This window comes from Paenibacillus sp. MCAF9, assembly GCF_052114265.1.
Taxonomy (GTDB): domain Bacteria; phylum Bacillota; class Bacilli; order Paenibacillales; family Paenibacillaceae; genus Pristimantibacillus.
In genome coordinates this window covers 20,578-38,650 of the sequence record NZ_JBFREL010000033.1, presented here as the reverse complement: position 1 = coordinate 38,650, position 18,073 = coordinate 20,578, and the positions used below count along the sequence as shown (strand labels likewise).

Sequence of the window (18,073 nt, the reverse complement as noted above, 5' to 3'; positions counted from 1 at the left end):
AAGCGAGTTCATATTACACTCTAAATGTAAGTGCTTACAACAAGTGCTTATTACAAAAAAACGATTACATGGGGGTTAATCAAACATGAAGAAAACGTCTCTACTGCTTCTTATCACTCTCCTTTGTTTGTCAGTCGTGCTCGCTGCATGCGGTAAAAACAGCAATACAGGGAATAAAGGCAATACCGGTAATGAAGGTACGACCAACAATGCTGAAAAGGGTAATGATGCACCTAAACCAGTTAAGTTAAGCATACTTGCATGGAACAACGAAAAAGAAATGAAGCCTGTTATAGACGGCTTCAAAGAAAAATATCCACATATTTCATTCGATTTTCAATTCGCTCCACCGGTAAAGGATTATATTGCTAAGCTTCAGACGATGCTGTTGTCCAATACGGCACCTGATATTTTCATCATTGCCGCAGAAAACCGCAATGAGATTATCGATGGCGGTTACGCGCTCGATTTGACTGACGAACCATTCATGTCCGTTATGTTGGACAGTAACAAACCGATGCTAAGTAAAGATGGAAGAACATATGCCTTCACTCAAAGCGGATGGGCAGGCGGCTTGTTTTATAACAAACAATTGTTTCAAAAAGCTGGCATCACTAAATTGCCAGAAACATGGGATGAGTTCATCCAGGACTGCTTGAAGCTTAAAGAAGCGGGCATCATTCCGCTCTATGACAGAATGCATGATATTACGATTATTCATTCCGCCATGTTCGGCAGCAATGTACTATCGAAAGACCCAACGTTTGACGAGAAGCTGTTTAAGGGCGAGGCGACATTTGCTGAAGGATGGACTGAAGTGCTAACGATGTGGAAGGAAGGGCTTATCGATAATAAAATTTTGACGCCAGACATGATTGGACTGACAGGTGACCAAGTGATGAACGAGTTCTCTCTTGGCAACGTGGCTATGTTCCCTGGCGGTCCTTGGAACATCGCTACAATTGAGAAAACGAATCCCGATATTGAGTTCGAAATTATGCCGATTCCAGGAAAAGAACCCGGCAACAAATATTACAACGGTGCTCCTGGTGTAGGTTTCGCTGTTAACAGTAAAACGAAAAACAAGGAAGAAGCTTTGCTGTTCCTCGAATATATGACAACACAAGAAGGGTTGAAGCAATTCGAGGAAGGCACAGGCGGTATCATTACAGCTCACGGCTATGAAACCAAAGTTCACCCGGCGTATGCACCAGCATATAACGACGGGCTGATGGCAGGAAAGATTTATTTGCCAATGGTATCGTGGGACAGACATCAAGAAGCGCTGCGCAACCAATTCCTTGTATCGATCCAAGATATAGCCGTAAACAAAATAACACCGGAGCAAGCAACGGCTTACCTAGATAAGAAACTGAAAGAAATGGAAAATAAATAATCGGAATTAGTTAAAGTAGAGGGTATGTTGAAACCTACTACCCTCTCTTCAACTATTTACACCTTGATCCTCTATTAATAGAATGCTTCCAATGCAGTTTTATCGACTGCCGACATTATCAATCAAAGTCTCAAAGGAGGCAAATTATGGTCAAATATGTTCGTCAACTACAGTTTCTATTGTTTTTGCTTCCGATTCTAGCGATATACTCATTGTTTACGATCTATCCGCTGATCAAATCGTTTTTCTTGAGCTTTACTAATTTTGATGGATATACGGAGGCATATGATTTTATTGGCTTGAAAAACTATGTGCGGATATTTAGTGATGATGCGATTACATCCGCCATTTCCTATACGTTATTTTTTACTTTTGGCAAGGCTTTGCTTGTTACGTTGTTAGCTATCCCGCTCGCTATGATATTGGATCAAAAATTTTTAACGAGAAACATTCATCGCGCCATCTTTTTCTTCCCGTCGATTCCAAGCGGCTTGCTGCTTGCCTATATTTGGGGATTTATCCTTGCACCTATTGGGTCAGGGGTGCTGAACACCGTCCTTAGTGAGCTGTTTAACATCGGGCCTCAGCCATGGCTATCCGCCCCGTTGCTAGCGAAACTGTCAACAATCGTCGTGGCAACATGGGCGATAACAGGATGGCACGCAGTGTTGTATTTGGCATTTCTGCAATCCATTCCGAAGGATTATTATGAAGCTGCCTCAATAGATGGGGCGAACCGTTTACAACAAATTCGGTTTATAACTTTTCCGCTGCTCGCACCTGCGATGACGGTCAGCGTCATGCTGCTGCTTACCGGCGGTCTCAAAGTATTCGAAATTCCATTCGCATTGACAAAGGGCGGGCCTGGCTATGAAACTTACTCGATAACCCAAGTCATCGTATTAAGGGGAATATCTGAAACCCAATACGGCCTAGCATCGGCAATGTCGATCGTCTTCTTCCTAATTGTGTTAGCGATTGCTATCTTCCAAGTTACAGTAATGCAACGAAGGGAGCAGGGCATACAATGAAAAAAACCTTTGAAAAACGGTTATGGATTCTAGACATCATCATGCTCCCTGCCGGATTAATAGCGTTTTTCCCGTTTTATTTAATCATTGTCAACACGTTCAAAACGATGCAAGATGCCGCAAGAAGCCCAATGGCTCTTCCTTCGAAATGGATCTTTAAAAACTATGTCCAGGTTTTCGAGGAAACATCGATCTTGCAAAGCTTTTGGAACAGTTTTATAATCACCGTCTGTTCTGTCGTATTGATTGTTTTGATTGGTGCGATGGCGGCATATCCGGTTGTGTTCAATGCGAATCGATTAACACGATTTGCTATGCTCTATTTGCTTGCCGGATTTATGATTCCTTTCCAAGCGACTCTCATTCCCTTGTTCCAGCTGATGAGTGATTTGCACCTGATCGACAAAATATCCGGTTTGATCATTCTCTACACGAGCGGCTCTGTTTTCGTCTTTTTCCTAATGACGGGCTATATGAAGTCGATACCCAAGGAGCTGCCCGAAGCGGCCGTCATCGATGGCTGCAGTGTATGGGGCATCTTCTGGCGGATCATCTTTCCGCTGCTTAAGCCCATTACGATAACGAGCATCATCTTTCAGACGATGTGGATATGGAACGACTTTTTGGCACCTATGCTGTTTTTGAACTCATCCTCCAAATCGACACTCGTTCTGCAAATCTATAAAGCCAAAGGCGAATTTACCGTTGATTGGCCGATGTTCATGACACTTACGGTCATCACATTGGTGCCGATATTCATCTTCTTTATTATTATGCAAAAGCATATCGTCAAGGGTATCGCTGCTGGCGCTGTCAAAGGCTGATATGTATTAAATCAATAGAATTGTTAGAAGCGCCTGATTCTATAATCGGGCGTTTTTCACTAATTGTAAGTTTAATTCCAAAGGGAATGTTTTTATCGAGGGAGAACAAGATGGGACTAGCAGCGTTTGATTAAAAAGGGAAGCGGTGTAGACAACCGCTTCCTTTTTGTATATCTTTCATATAGGTTTGATTTAAGAAAGGGGCTTTATTGCACTCATGTGGCTTACTTATTCAGTGTTTGCAGCCTTATGTTTTGGCTTGCGAGGCATTCTGTACCATTGGACGAGTCAGAAGCCGCTTAACCGTAACTTGTTGCTATGCGGCGCGTTCACTATGGGAGCGCTCGTAAATGGAATTTGCGCGTTAGTGTTCTCATCGAACTGGACGCTCGCGGCGTTGATAGGCATTCAAATGGGCTTGTTTTCATTCGGTGCGAATGCCAGCATGTTCAAGGGTTTTGCAGTCGGCAAGGCTTCACTTGTAGCGATACTAACGGCATTGCCTTCAGTCGTTGTTGTGATCGTTGCGTTTGGACTTTGGGGAGAAAAACTCCATGCGATGCAATTCATTGCATTTGTCGTGATTGTTGGCGGAGTGCTTCTCGTTCGGCTATCGAATGACATCTCGCTGCGCAATTTGCAAGGAGCACAGTGGGGGCTGCTGGCTATGCTGCTGTTTGCAGCAAATGATTTGTCAGGCAAATGGTCTACAATTATGGAAGCAGATTTGTTTCCTACAATGTTTTTTATGTTTGTGACCGGCGCATCGTGTTTTGGTATATGGTGGCTGCGAGATTTGCAAGCGGAAAGAGCTAGAAGAGCGTTGTCGCTGCAGGGTGCGGTCACTGCCCGGGGGGAAGTGCGTGTGTCACAGCATTCGACCAGTGCTAGTTTAACCGATAAGCCACCGGCTTGGAGCGGCAAAAAAACGTTTCTTATTGGTTTGGCCGTCGGCACAACTAACGCTGTCGGCATGATGCTTATTGTAACCGCATTTGATCTAGGCAAAGCGGGGCTAGTTTCTGCTGTCACGGCTCTAAACGTTCTGATTGTGCTGCTCTATACACGATTCGTTGTGAAAGAGAAGTTTACGAAGATAGAGATCACCGGCATTTCACTTGCCTTTGCGGGTATCTTGCTGATGCGATTATTCGGATCGTAAGAAATAGTGGATAGAAGAAGCTTTGCATGGGCTAAGAGTTAAGCCTGTGCAGAGCTTTTTTTTGTGGATGATAAGTTAAGCATCAGAGAAAATTTCGCTTGTTTGATCAGAGGCTTTCTTACCAGGCATCCTCCGCAAAGTTGTTATACTGTGAATATTTTACGCATTTAAGGCCTTTTTTCAGTAAAATGCGTTGTTTGCTGGAAGGACTATTATGAATATCTTCCTGTTCTTTCAACAGTTAAGCAGAGCGCCAGCTATTGCATCCTAAATATTTTTTTGTATATTGACAGTGTGGGCTATATGAATTAATATCTTCCTATAAATATAAACGTTTATAATTATTGAGCTTGAGTATTTCTATATAAGCTTTAATCTTGGTAAGTGTACATAGATGCTTAATCACTTTGTATGGGTTAAGGGAGGCTTTTTTTTAACCCTAAATTATAAACGTTTATAATTAAAAGAAATTATTTAGCGAGGAGCAATAACTGTGACTTTTTACTTGGGCGTGGACGGCGGAGGCAGCGTTACGCGGGCAATCATCGCCGACCATCAGGGCCGGGTATTCGGCACTGGGACAGCCGGACCTGGCAATCATCAGATTAATGAAGAGCTGGCACGGGGGAATATACGGGATGCCATTCAGCATGCGCATGATCAAGCTGGCTTACAAAAACAAGACATCGCCTATGCATTCTTCGGGCTGGCAGGTGCAGATCGCGAGGCGGATTATCGCATATTGAGGCCAATGATTAAGGAACTCGGTTATCCGCATTATGATATTGCTTGCGACACGATTATTGCTCTGCGAGCAGGAACGACCCAATCCTACGGTGTTGTCCTCATTTGTGGCTTCGGCATGAATTGCGCTGGCATCGGCAAGTTCGGAGAAATGCAGCAATTTGGAGGCTTCGGCTATGAGTATGGTGATTTCGGAGGCGGAAGGGAACTTGCTATCGAAGCATTCAGGGCTGCGATCCGTTCAGGGGAAGGTCGCACGGACATGACATTGCTTACTGCCATGGTGCCTGAGAAACTTGGATATTCATCGGTATTGTCCATGTTTGACGGCTTTCTCGATCTTCGCCAGCAGATCCCACCGAGCCTCGCTGAGGTTTTATTCCAAGCCGCTGCGCTTGGTGATGAAACAGCAATTCAAATTTTGAAAACGCAAGGTAAAGAATTAGGGATGTCGGCGAAAGCCGTCATTCAGAAACTGGGTTTGCAGGATGAGCAATTTGATCTCGTCCTCGCGGGAAGCATTTTGACGAAAGGGGATAGTCGATACACCCATCCGTATATCATGGAAGAGGTGCAAAAGGTCGCTCCGGGTTGCCGGTTGAAGCCACTGACTTTTGAGCCTGTGACAGGCGCCCTATTGCTTGCGATGGAGAAGGACGGGATGAAAATCTTAGATGAAGTGTACGAACAATTTGGCAAAATAACCGATCTCAAAGGAGCTGTTAACGTTGAATAAGCGACTCAAAGTAGCTGTCATAGGCGGTGGTTCGTCCTACACGCCGGAGTTAATTGAAGGCTTTATTTTGAACCATAACGAATTGCCAGTGACGGAAATTTGGCTGGTGGATATTCCGGAAGGCAGACATAAGCTGCAGATCGTTGGTTTTCTGGCTCAGCGTATGGTAGCGAAATCGGGCTTGCCAATCACTGTACATCTAACGCTCAATCGTAGAGATGCGCTGGAGGACGCCAATTTCGTGACAACACAGATGCGCGTTGGTTTGCTGCAGGCACGAATTTGGGATGAAACCATTCCACTGAAATACGGCGTTATTGGGCAGGAAACGACCGGCCCTGGCGGAATGATGAAAGCGCTTCGCACGATTCCAGCTTTACTCGATATTGCAAGAGATATGGAAGCGCTTTGCCCAGATGCTTGGATGCTAAATTTCACCAATCCAGCCGGCATGGTCACAGAGGCAATCAATAAGCACTCTCGGATCAAGGCAATCGGCCTTTGCAATGCACCGCTTGGTATATACAAGTGGCTGATGGAGATGTTTGATGTCCCTTCCGACCGAATCTATGCTGAATTCGTGGGACTTAACCATCTGCACTGGGTAACGCAAGTCAGCGTTGACGGAGAATCCAGGCTGGAGGAAATGATGAATGGAGACGGCTATTCTGCCATCAATGTACCGCAATCGTCGTGGAATGCCAGTCTCATACGTGCACTAGGCGCAATTCCATCCTACTATCTCAAATACTTTTACCTTCAGAAAGAGATGCTTCAGGATCAGATTGAAACCTCCGCTAAAGAGGGCACAAGGGCAGAAGTGGTAAAGAAGCTTGAGGATGAGCTGTTCGAGCTGTATAAGGATCCGAACCTTTCCGAGAAGCCTGGTCAACTGGAGCTGCGCGGAGGCGCCTATTATTCAGAGGCAGCGGTGCGTTTAATGAAATCGCTTTATAATGATACCCGCGATATTCAAACATTAAATGTACCTAACGGGGGAATTCTCGATTTTCTTCCGAAAGACGCCTGCATTGAAGTAAATTGCATTGTGACTAAGCAAGGCCCCATTCCAATGGCTGTTACACGTGTACCACAAGCAGTTCAAGGATTGATTCATGCGGTTAAGACTTATGAGCAGTTGACCATCGAGGCTGCCGTTTCAGGAAAACGGGAGCTTGCGCTGCTCGCTTTGGCCCATCATCCGCTGGTCCCATCTGCGAATGTTGCTGAACCGATGCTGGACGAAATGCTGGAAATAAACCGCGCCTATTTGCCTAAATTTTATCCCGAAAAAGAATAGCGCAGGAAGGAGAACAAGTCATGAAGACTGCCATAGTCAGGTTTATCCGTCAGTGGGATCTACAGATCATGGTCATTCCGTGGATTCTGTTTATTTTTATCTTTAGTTACATCCCGATGTACGGTGTATTGATGGCTTTTCAGGATTATAACCTCTTCAAGGGGTTTAGTGAGAGTCCTTGGGTCGGCTTCCAACACTTCCAGATGTTCTTGAACGCGCCGGAACTTGGCAATGTTATGCGGAATACGCTGGTCATCGCAGCTCTGAAGCTGTGTATTGGGTTTCCTGCACCGATTGTGCTTGCACTTATGCTGAATGAGGTCAAAAAAATGATGTTCAAGCGGATAGTCCAAACCGTCAGCTACTTGCCTCATTTCCTCTCATGGGTCATCGTGTCTGGTTATGCCATTTCGATCTTGTCTGTAGATAACGGGAGTCTTAATATCCTTTTGGAAAAGCTGAATTTCATTGATGATCCGATCAATTTCCTGACCATTCCTGAATATTTCTGGTCGATTCTAATCACGACGAATGTCTGGAAGGAAATCGGCTTTGGTTCCATTGTTTATTTGGCAGCAATCGCGGGCATCGATCCGAGTCTGTACGAAGCGGCATCGATAGACGGCGCCAGCCGATTCAAGCAAATTTTCCGGATAACATTGCCTTCTATGATACCGGTCATCGTAATCTTCGGCATACTGGCTATCGGCAATTTTTTGAGCGCCGGATTTGAAGACATACTGCTGCTTGGCGCAAATCCAGTACTCCGTGATGTAGCGGATGTTCTTGACACCTATGTTTATCGAATCGGCATCATGAACAATCGTTATTCGTACGCGACAGCCGCGGGATTATTTAAAGCGGTTATCAGCGTCGGTTTGCTGGTAATGGCCAATTATTGGGCCCGCAAATCGGATAACAGCCTATGGTAATTGACTGCGCTAGTAACAGAATTTTCTTGAAAAGGTTGATGCTACCATGATTAGAGCAAGCTTCAATGACAAGTTGCTTTCATTTTTCGTGTACTTTTGTCTAACGGTCCTAGGCTTTGTCACCTTGTACCCGTTTTGGAATGCAACTGTCATTTCGTTCAATGAGGGGACGGACACAACTCTGGGAGGAATCACATTTTGGCCGCGGGAGTTTACACTCGCCAACTATCAGGTCGTGCTGAAAGATGATCGTTTAGTCAGCGCTTTTATCATTTCCATATTGAGGACGGCAATTGGTACGGTTCTGTCGATACTGGCTACGGCGATCTTTGCGTACGGTATGGCCAGTAAAGAATTGGTCGGGCGCAAATTTTATATGGTCTTTTGTATCATCACAATGTATTTTAGCGGCGGGTTAATTCCTTATTACTTGCTGATCCGCGATTTAGGCTTAATGGATACATTCTGGGTAATGGTAATCCCCGGGCTGATCAGCGTGTGGAACATGATTATCTTCCGAACGTTTTTCTTGGGGCTTCCGATCGGATTGACAGAATCAGCCAAGATTGACGGGTGCAGCCACTGGGGCATATTTCTGCGCATCGTATTGCCCTTATCGGGCCCGGTTGTCGCTACGCTATCCTTGTTCACTGCTATCGGCCATTGGAACGACTGGTTCGGGCCAGGGCTGTACATCTCAAATGCAGATCTTCTTCCCATTCAAACGAAACTTCAGCAAATATTGAATTCGAATCTTATGTCTCAACAAATGTCGAATATGGATTCCGCTGCGGCAGGACACATGCAGAACATGAAAACGATTACTACGAAGTCGCTGACAATGGCGACGATGATGGTAGCAACAGTACCGATTATTATCGTATACCCGTTTGTTCAGAAATACTTTGTTAAAGGCGTTCTAATCGGCTCTATGAAGGAATAGTTCACGTGCGCGTTTAAAGCCTAGGCTTTGACGATAGATGCAATAACAATCGTATGAGAGGGGTTTGAAGGAAATGAAAAAGAGAAACAAGATGGCTATGCTGTTACTGGCTGGCACGCTGGCGATTATACCGGTGCTCGCAGGATGCAGCAAGGAGGAAGCTCCTGCGAAAAACGCAAGTACAAGCGCTCCAGATGAATCAGGGAACAGCGCATTCGTACTGGGAAGCGAGCCGCTGGACTTCAGCTTCTATGGAAATTACGACTGGTATACGATGCCGGAATGGGGCGGAGACAAGGCTTCAGCATGGATTAAGGAAAACAAGAAAGTAAACGTCACTGCGGTTAATTCAGGCGGTGCAGCTAAGACGAAGCTTAGTACGATGATTGCCTCGAACAAATTGCCTGATGTAATCTGGACCGAACGTGACGCCGAAGTCGAGAATCTGCGTGCAAATGGTATGCTAGTTCCTTTGGATGACTATCTGGATAAGTATCCGAACTTGAAAAAATGGGCTGGTGAGGAGACGCTGGATATGCTTCGTTCCTCAGACGGAAAGCTTTATCAATTCCCGAACTGGTATACCAGCACACCGCAAGGAAACTCCGGCTACGTCGTTAACAAGAAGATTTACACAGAGCTCGGCTCTCCAAAGCTGGAAACAACAGATGACCTATACTCCTATCTAAAATTGGTCAAGGAGAAATATCCGGATGTAATCCCGTTTGAAACGGGCGATGGCGCAGCGGGAGTTGACACTATGTACTCCGCATTTGGCGAGAACCGTACAGCCTATTTCACAGGTATAATGGGCGTGCCGGAAGGCAACGAGTTTAAGAGTCTGCTGTTGGATCAGCCATACCGCGAATCGCTGCAATTTGCTAATAAATTGTATCGCGAGAAGCTCATGACGCAGGATGCTTTTACACAGAATGGCGATCAGGTTTCCGAGAAGATCAATACAGGCCGCGTGGCTGTGTATGCATCACCTTCACCAACGCAGAATGGAGTCCGAGGCGACACGATTCTGAGGGAGAAAGATCCAGAAGCCGGCTACTTCATGATATGGCCGATTCATAAAGCAGGCTTGGACAAGAACAAAATCTACCCCGGCAATTACAACCAGCTGGGTTGGAACGTAAGTGTTATTACTACCGCTGCTAAAAATCCAGAAGGAATCTTCGCCTACCTTGACTGGTTTACGGGTCCTGAAGGACAACGCACAATCATTTGGGGACCAGAAGGCTTGTACTGGGAAGGTGTAGACGCGGACGAATCACCGATTTTCACAGACAAATTTACTAGCGATCCGGTTGGTCGCAATGAGTTGATGGATTCAACGGCTGATCTGCAATGGAATAGCAATACTTCTTACATCGATACTTCAAAGATAAAATTCGAAAAAACGCTCTCTCCGGAAGAGCAGAACTGGGAAACACGCTGGCAATCAGAGATTACCTGGAAAACCCAAATGAACAGCACAGAGTTCTCCAATCTGGATCCGGCATCGAATTCTCCAGAAGGCATTATAGCTAAAAGTGTAGTGGATATCTACACTAAAGCCCGGGCACAGGCCGTGTTGAGCGCTAAGAGTGAAGAGGATGTTTTGGCGATCCTGGATCAGGCGGAGAAGGACGCGCAGAAGGTTGGCTTAGACAAATTGCTGAAGTACAAGACCGAGAAATGGCAGGAAAATTTAAAGAGAATCGGCAAATAAGGCGACATTAGGCTATCACCGCTGGTTTAGACCGATGAGATGATTGATCCGGCCTATATTCATGCTAGCCGGATCAATCTTTATTTTGGGAGTAACTGAGAAAGGTGAGGGGATTGAATTGTTCAGAAGCAGAAAAATGAATCGAAAAGGTTTCATTTTAGCTTTGTTGTCCGGGGTTATAGGCATGGCATCAATTGTTATGATTGCTGCTTCATATAAACGACCTCATGAAGTAGTTGGCTATATAAATGGCGATGCAGTTTCTGTGGATTTTTTCAAGGTTCAACTGATGAATGAAGCTGCAAATTCGTTTCAATACTTTCATGATAAATATGGCGCCATGGACAGTGAGAATTTCTGGACAAACAGTTTAGGCAAAGAAGTTCCGATTGAATATGCCAAGCAAAAAACGATGGGCAACATTGCAGCCATTATGGTGCAGCTTCAACTAGCTAAGGAAAATGGACTTCTAACGGATACCAGCTATGAAGCATTCATAGGAAGTCTTAAGGAAGAAAATAAAAGACGTAAAGAGTCAATAGAAACAGGCAAAGTGATATATGGACCGATTCAGTACTCCGAGAATGAATATTTTAACTATTTGTTAAGCAATCTCATCATTAAATTGAAGGAAAAGCTGCAGGAAACGGAATTTCTTCTCCCCGAAGAGAAGCTAAAGCAAATGTACAAAAAGGATAAAGGTAATTTCAAATTTAGGAATAAAAACGTGGAGAAAATCTCGATCCCGATGGATGAAACGGATAGTAAGATGATGATCGAGGAAATTCAAAAACGGGTTAACGAAGGAGAAGATTTCTCCAAAGTCGTTGGAAGCTACGGATCTTCTTTTAAAATGGAAGCGCTATTATTTGATAACCAAGCAACCCGATTAGATTATGAGGCAACCGGTATATCTAGAGAAATTGCAATGGATCTTGATAAGGGGCAAATAAGCGAAGTGTATGAGGAAAAAGAGGCCTATTGCCTAATTAAGATTATCGACAGCACCAAAGCTGAGTTACCGAGCTATGAGGACAGAGTCGATGAGATGAAAAAAAGGCATACAGAGCAGTTGTATGAACAATTAGTCAACCAAAGGATTCAAGAGGCGCAAGTGGAGCTTAAGCAAGAAGTCTATGACAGCATCAAGATCAGGTAAGTCTAGCTGTGGCAGCTTCTACATCCATAACGGCACATGCAAAAAGGTTTTATCAAGAACCAAAAGAGGAGATGAATCACGATGCATTCAACCATAAAAAAAGCGATATCCGTGTTGGCAATTATAGCCTTAATGATAAGTTCTATGTTTGCGGTACCTTCCGAAGTAAAGGCTGATGAAACCGGAACTAATTATTATGTGGATTCGATCAAGGGCAGTGACAGCAACGCAGGGACAAGCCAGTCGGCTCCATGGAAGACGCTGGATAAAGTTAACAGTAAAACTGCGTTCGAACCGGGTGACAAAATTCTTCTCAAGGCAGGCAGTATATGGACCGGTATGCTGAATCCGAAAGGCTCAGGCGTCGAGGGCAGCCCGATTACCATCGATAGGTATGGATCGGGCAATAAACCTGTCATCAACGGCGGTGGAATGGAATTTCCTAAAGCTCCATTAAGACTCGGTAACCAGTCGTACTGGGAGATCAGTAATCTTGAAATAACGAACAATGATTTTGAAGAGGGCTACAGAGCGGCAGTCTTGGTTAGATCTAATAATAAGCAAGTTAATCGTCATTTGTATTTTTCCAATATGAACATCCATGACGTGAAAGGGGATAATCATTTTGGCGCGGGGAAATCTACTGGCGGAATCATCATCGATGCAATGGAATCAATTGGCACCCGCTATGATGATATTTTAATAGAAGGAAATACATTCACAACGGTTGATCGGACGGGTATTAATTTCGGTTGGATCGCTGAAGAGTATAGCGGAGCGACAGGTTCGGATGGTTACCATACCAATATAGTGATCAGGAATAATACGCTGAGCGATATCGGCGGTGATGGCATTATGGTCATGTTCTCGAAGGCACCGCTCGTAGAATATAACGTAAGTCAAAGCGGCAATATGAGAGCTTCCCTGAAGAGTCCTGCTGACGGCTACTCTGTTGCAATGTGGCCATGGTCCACGGATGATGCGGTGTTCCAGTTCAATGAAGTTTATGGTGAGAAATGGAATGAGGCTCAGTATCAAGTGTATGGCGGGTTTGGCGAGGATGGCAGCGCCTTCGATGTAGACGGCTTCAACTTTAGGAGTATTCATCAATATAATTACAGCCATGATAATCAAGGCGGATTCATTATGGTTTGTGGAAATGCGGATGTTTACTCTGATAACTCTATTATTCGATATAACATTAGTCAAAATGACGGCGATGATCTATTTGATATTAATGGACCCAATAAAAATACGTATATTTACAACAATGTGTTTTATACCAAAGAGGGAATGAACGTAAAGCCGTACAATTTCAGAGGAAACGGCGGTTATTCGGACAATACCCAAAGCTATAATAATATCTTTTATAACATGGGGACGGGCGATAATGTTTGGGGCGGAGCTACCAATATCGTTTTTGATTACAATGTGTTTTATGGCAATCACTCCTCTACGGAGCCAATGGATCCGCACAAAATAACGGCTGATCCGATGCTGGTTAACCCAGGAAGCGGAACATTTGGTCTAGACTCTTTGGCTGGGTACAAGCTGCTGGAAGGATCGCCGCTCATCGATGCAGGAATGCCAATTGGCATATTGGGTGAGAAGGATAACGGCGGCAAAGACTTCTGGGGCAATGGGCTTTATAATGGCGCACCTGACATTGGCGTTCATGAATTTATATCTAATAATCTGATAGTAAATCCGGGATTTGAGTCAGGCAATACAACGGGCTGGAGCGAATCAGAGGGAACGACTGCCGTTGTAGGCGGAGAATTTGCTCATAGCGGAAAACATGCAATTGAAGTAGGAGCAAACAGCAGCATTACGCAAAGCGTTGTAAACAGCGTGTATGGCGACCATGAATTTACGTTGTCTGCTTGGGCTAAGGCAGAACAAGGAGCTTCCGGGTATATCGGTGTGAAAGCCTTGGATAGCTCAAATATACAAATTGAAACTGACTTAATAGTGATTCCTGTAACGAACCCGAATTATGAAAGAGTCGAAGAGTTTTTCACTACACCGGCGGGCACAGAAAAGCTGGAAATCTATTTCTCATCTGTCTCTGGTAGTGTTTATGCGGACGATTTCTCTCTGGAAAAAGGGGACGCAACAAAAAGTGTGCCTGCAGCTCCTTCCGGATTGACCGCGATAGCTGACGGTAAATCACAAATTAATATAAACTGGCCTGCGGTATCAGGTGCAATTGGTTATGACCTGATGGTGGATGGCGTAGTGATAAGCGGTGTGTCCAGTCCATATGCACATACAGGATTGTCTGTTGGATCTTCCCATAGCTACAAAGTTAGGTCGAAAAATAATGCAGGCGAGAGTGCTTGGAGTCCTGTCGTCAACACAGCAACAATTGCAGCAGCATCCAATGTGGTGCAAAATCCGGGTTTTGAATCCAGTACGCTTGATGGCTGGGGAATCTGGGAAGGCTCGCCAACAATAGTATCCGATACGCAGGTTACAAAGGTTTCGCATAATGGTACCAATGCTCTCTATCTTGAGAATGGGGCAAGCGTATATCAGAATGTCCAAGCGAACGTTGCTGCTGAAAAGAATTATACCTTCTCTTTCTGGGCAAAAAATCCGGTTGATGAAGCCTATATCGGCGTAAGTTATCTGGATAGCAATGGGACTGGAATAACTGCACCAAGTGTAGATTTTACGGTGGATAAGAGCGATGACTACAAACAATATACAGGGACATTCAGAACGCCGGAAGGCGTAGAGACTCTACAAATTTACGTAGTTGCAGGCACAGAAATGTATGTGGACGAGTTCTCTCTTGAGAGGTCTCCAGCAGTACCATCAGGTTTAACCACAACGATAGTAGGCACATCTCAGATCGATCTCGTATGGGCAGCGGTAGAGGATGCAACGGGATACGATTTGCTAGTTGATGATAGATTGGTAGTTGATGTGAAGAGTCCATATTCACATACAGGTTTAGAAGATGGAGCAACACATGCTTATCAGATCAGATCTAAGCATAGCGGAGGTACGAGCGCATGGACTCCGGCAGTAAATGCAAGCCTAATTGAACAGGCCAATATACTCATTAACCCAGGGTTTGAAGCAGGAACAGCTGGTTGGGCAGTGGGTTGGGGTGCAGAAATCGTAGCAGGTATTGGAAATAATGGCACGTACGGAATCAGAGGAGACGGATGGGATGGCCGCTCTCAAGTGGTGACCAAAGGTGTTGAAGGGGATAAGATTTATCTTGTGTCCGCTTGGGGCAAAGTGTCGGCTATTGAAGAAGGAAAACCGGATGCGGGGCAGCCTGGATTAGGAACTATCGATGTTTCTTTCTATGACAGCAATAACGTATTGTTGAAGGGTACTGCGAGTCCGATTAAGGTAACTAGCAGTGAGATGCAGCATTATACAGGATCGTTTATAACGCCTCCAACAGCGGTTAAGATGGAATTGGCCTTCCAGGCCAATGATATGGGCGTGTTTATTGTAGATGATATCGTATTGGAGTCCAGCATACCTTCCGGCTTACGGAAATCTGAAGCCAGCGAAAATCAGATTAGTGTGTCGTGGAATGTAGTGACAGGGGCCAGTCAGTATGATCTGTTCGTAGACGGAGCACTCGTTAGTAACGTAACGAGTCCATATGTTCATAAAGAGTTGATCGAGGGTTCTACGCATACCTATAGTGTGCGAGCTCGCAGAAGCGATACGGGAACGAGTCCATGGAGTGCTCCTATCACCGTGAGTGCCCAAAAGTCGCAGATCAATCTTCTTTCAAATCCCGGGTTTGAGAAGGGGGATTTGAGCGGCTGGGATCAGACCAAGCCAGGCAGTGAGATTTATGGAATTGTTAATGTTGTGAAGGAGGAAGTACATAGCGGTACTTTCGCTCTTAAAGCAGATACAGCTTCTGGCTTCAATCGCAGCGGGATCACCGGTTTTAAGGAGAATGAAAACTATAGCTTACTTGTATGGGCGAAATCAACAGGAAGCGCTGTCGGTTATATTGGAATTAACTTCATTAACAGTGCAGGAGAAAAGCTTGAAGATGCTGCTGTAGAGCTTTCTGTGACTAACACTGACTATGAGCAGCTTGGAGGCCGATTTGTCATCCCGGCTGGCACGGCAAGCTTGGAGTTATACTTGTCAGTGACCGGCAGTGGAAGCATTTACGTGGATGATTTCATGTTAACCAAAACACAGCCTTCATTTACAATTAATGCTGCAGCTTTGGACAGAACATCAAGCATTAAGGCAGTGGTCAATATTAAACCAACACTAGGAGGACTTGATCACAGCGGCAATGAAGTTATCATCTTCGAGCTTTTGGATGGAGATGTTCCTGTAGGCATCATTGCTTTACATGATGATATTAAGTCAGCGAAAGAGCTGACGGCAGAATTTCATGTTCCGGATCCGAGCAAAGCTTCCTACAAAGTGAAAGTACTCGTATTTGATAAGTTTGGGAACAGCTCCAGCGCAGCAGAAAACTTGGCAGCGCCAAAAATAATGGTATAACGGGGAGACCGCTATGTATAAGAGGTTAGTATCCGGATTTATAGTAGGCTTATTTTTCTTTATTCATGCTTCACTCACGGCTTATGCAGATGCACAGCTCACATTGAATCCTATTACGGATAAAATTCCGGGCGATGCGGTAACGATTTCCGGCAGCACCTCGTTGAAGGAGTTGACGGTGACTGTACTCCGGCCGAATGGGACTGTATTGTACGCTGATGTTTTTAACGGCGGAAATTTCAGCGGACAATTTACTCTGCCAGTTGATCTCGCATTTGGTGATTACAAAGTCGTTGCTGGGAACGCATCAACTACCGCAATACAAACGTTTAGAGTAGTAAAAAAGGAAACAGATTCAGGCCCTGGTCCCGTTGATCCGGGACAACCGCCTGCAACATCGAATAATTCCTGCATAATAAAAGTGGTTTCGCCGGAATTTGACGCTGTAACTGGAAATGCCAAAGCGGTTATTTCGGAAAAAAAAATTGCTGATGCGCTTGCAAGCCTAAAGAATGACGAAGGTTTGAAAATGGTCGTTATCGAGTTTCAGAAGGTAGAACGTGCCGTTTCTTATTCTACTAGCATACCTGTAAAGTTTCTTAATACAGCTGCCTTGCTGCACGGAATAGAGATTAGAACTGAAATAGGAACGATCGTTATTTCAAGTCATATGTTAAACTCCTTAAACTTAACAACGACGGGAGTAGCAAAGCTAACGATTAGTAATTTTGATAAATCCAAGCTCGATACAAAGACGCAGGCTGAAATTGGCAACAGGCCTGTCGTTGATATCGGGCTGGAAGTTGATGACAAGACGATAGAATGGAATAATCCCGATGCACCAGTAACCGTGATGCTGCCTTATACACCAACGGCTGCCGAGCTTGCTTCACATGAACACCTTGTGGTTTGGTTTATCGAGGACGCGGGCACAATCGTATCTGTTCCGTCAGGCAGGTATGATGCTGCTTCCGGAAAGGTCATCTTTAAGACCGCTCATTTCAGCAAGTACGCAATAGCTTTTGTAAATAAAACGTTCATGGACATTAATCATTATTCGTGGGCGAAGAAGTCAATTGAGGTTTTGGCGTCCAAGGGCGTTATTAACGGAATTTCGGATGCGAACTTTGCTCCAGCCTCGTCCATTAAGAGAGCGGACTTTATACTCTTGCTTGTTAAAGCTCTGGGCTTGACTGCATCAGCGAATGATAACTTCATTGATGTTAAGCCGAATGCTTACTATGCTGATGCAATTTCTATTTCCAAAAAACTGGACATTGTATTGGGATTAGGAAATAATGAATTTAATCCTGAAGCACCGATTTCAAGGCAGGATATGATAACGATGATTAATCGGGCATTGAAGGTGACGAATCAGAATCTTGCGGCAGGCACATCCGCAGATCTAAGCCGCTTTGCTGACCACTCCAAGATTGCATCTTATGCAGAACAAAGCGTTTCCACGCTGGTCAAAAACGGAATAGTAGACGGTGACGGAGCAAACATAAATCCGTATGGCAATGCTACAAGAGCTGAAACAGCAGTATTGATTTATAGAATATATAACCTGTGATTTGTTATGGTTAAGCCATCAAATTCACGATGATGTGGAATTGCCGATAT

Annotated in this window: 12 protein-coding genes; all 12 read left to right on the top strand. The window is 44.7% G+C overall.

Going from position 1 to position 18,073, the window contains the following annotated elements; genetic code table 11:
• Positions 1-85: 85 nt before the first annotated feature.
• On the top strand, positions 86-1,396 hold the full coding sequence (locus AB4Z45_RS28545) for an ABC transporter substrate-binding protein (RefSeq protein WP_441912763.1): 1,311 nt from the start codon (positions 86-88) through the stop codon (positions 1,394-1,396).
• A gap of 146 nt (positions 1,397-1,542) precedes the next feature.
• Positions 1,543-2,427, top strand: coding sequence for a carbohydrate ABC transporter permease (locus AB4Z45_RS28540; RefSeq protein WP_430063207.1), 885 nt, complete (start codon positions 1,543-1,545; stop codon positions 2,425-2,427).
• On the top strand, positions 2,424-3,251 hold the full coding sequence (locus tag AB4Z45_RS28535) for a carbohydrate ABC transporter permease (RefSeq protein WP_441912762.1): 828 nt from the start codon (positions 2,424-2,426) through the stop codon (positions 3,249-3,251). The genes AB4Z45_RS28540 and AB4Z45_RS28535 overlap by 4 nt, the downstream gene beginning before the upstream one ends.
• Positions 3,252-3,468: 217 nt before the next feature.
• Positions 3,469-4,413, top strand: coding sequence for an EamA family transporter (locus tag AB4Z45_RS28530; protein ID WP_441880621.1), 945 nt, complete (start codon positions 3,469-3,471; stop codon positions 4,411-4,413).
• Positions 4,414-4,906: 493 nt separating this feature from the next.
• Positions 4,907-5,893, top strand: coding sequence for an N-acetylglucosamine kinase (locus AB4Z45_RS28525; RefSeq protein ID WP_441912761.1), 987 nt, complete (start codon positions 4,907-4,909; stop codon positions 5,891-5,893).
• The gene (locus AB4Z45_RS28520; RefSeq protein WP_441912760.1) at positions 5,886-7,193 is read left to right on the top strand and encodes a 6-phospho-beta-glucosidase; all 1,308 of its coding nucleotides are present in this window, start codon (positions 5,886-5,888) and stop codon (positions 7,191-7,193) included. Before AB4Z45_RS28525 ends, AB4Z45_RS28520 begins: the two co-directional genes overlap by 8 nt.
• Before the next feature lie 20 nt (positions 7,194-7,213).
• The gene (locus AB4Z45_RS28515) at positions 7,214-8,125 is read left to right on the top strand and encodes an ABC transporter permease (RefSeq protein ID WP_441912759.1); all 912 of its coding nucleotides are present in this window, start codon (positions 7,214-7,216) and stop codon (positions 8,123-8,125) included.
• Between the two features lie 46 nt (positions 8,126-8,171).
• Positions 8,172-9,068, top strand: coding sequence for a carbohydrate ABC transporter permease (locus AB4Z45_RS28510; RefSeq protein ID WP_441912758.1), 897 nt, complete (start codon positions 8,172-8,174; stop codon positions 9,066-9,068).
• A 73-nt stretch (positions 9,069-9,141) separates the two neighbouring features.
• The gene (locus AB4Z45_RS28505) at positions 9,142-10,785 is read left to right on the top strand and encodes an extracellular solute-binding protein (RefSeq protein WP_441912757.1); all 1,644 of its coding nucleotides are present in this window, start codon (positions 9,142-9,144) and stop codon (positions 10,783-10,785) included.
• Positions 10,786-10,969: 184 nt separating this feature from the next.
• The gene (locus tag AB4Z45_RS28500) at positions 10,970-11,944 is read left to right on the top strand and encodes a peptidylprolyl isomerase (RefSeq protein ID WP_441912756.1); all 975 of its coding nucleotides are present in this window, start codon (positions 10,970-10,972) and stop codon (positions 11,942-11,944) included.
• An 81-nt stretch (positions 11,945-12,025) separates the two neighbouring features.
• Positions 12,026-16,450, top strand: a complete 4,425-nt coding sequence (locus AB4Z45_RS28495) for a carbohydrate binding domain-containing protein (protein WP_441912755.1) — start codon at positions 12,026-12,028, stop codon at positions 16,448-16,450.
• A gap of 13 nt (positions 16,451-16,463) precedes the next feature.
• Positions 16,464-18,023, top strand: coding sequence for an S-layer homology domain-containing protein (locus AB4Z45_RS28490; RefSeq protein WP_441912754.1), 1,560 nt, complete (start codon positions 16,464-16,466; stop codon positions 18,021-18,023).
• The last annotated feature ends 50 nt before the right edge of the window (positions 18,024-18,073 follow it).

Excerpts from the sequence above, each read along its gene's own strand:
- AB4Z45_RS28545 (WP_441912763.1), top strand. The coding sequence starts at position 86 with ATGAAGAAAACGTCTCTACTGCTTCTTATCACTCTCCTTTGTTTGTCA.
- AB4Z45_RS28540 (WP_430063207.1), top strand. The coding sequence starts at position 1,543 with ATGGTCAAATATGTTCGTCAACTACAGTTTCTATTGTTTTTGCTTCCG.
- AB4Z45_RS28535 (WP_441912762.1), top strand. The coding sequence starts at position 2,424 with ATGAAAAAAACCTTTGAAAAACGGTTATGGATTCTAGACATCATCATG.
- AB4Z45_RS28530 (WP_441880621.1), top strand. The coding sequence starts at position 3,469 with ATGTGGCTTACTTATTCAGTGTTTGCAGCCTTATGTTTTGGCTTGCGA.
- AB4Z45_RS28515 (WP_441912759.1), top strand. The coding sequence starts at position 7,214 with ATGAAGACTGCCATAGTCAGGTTTATCCGTCAGTGGGATCTACAGATC.
- AB4Z45_RS28510 (WP_441912758.1), top strand. The coding sequence starts at position 8,172 with ATGATTAGAGCAAGCTTCAATGACAAGTTGCTTTCATTTTTCGTGTAC.
- AB4Z45_RS28505 (WP_441912757.1), top strand. The coding sequence starts at position 9,142 with ATGAAAAAGAGAAACAAGATGGCTATGCTGTTACTGGCTGGCACGCTG.
- AB4Z45_RS28500 (WP_441912756.1), top strand. The coding sequence starts at position 10,970 with ATGGCATCAATTGTTATGATTGCTGCTTCATATAAACGACCTCATGAA.
- AB4Z45_RS28495 (WP_441912755.1), top strand. The coding sequence starts at position 12,026 with ATGCATTCAACCATAAAAAAAGCGATATCCGTGTTGGCAATTATAGCC.
- AB4Z45_RS28490 (WP_441912754.1), top strand. The coding sequence starts at position 16,464 with ATGTATAAGAGGTTAGTATCCGGATTTATAGTAGGCTTATTTTTCTTT.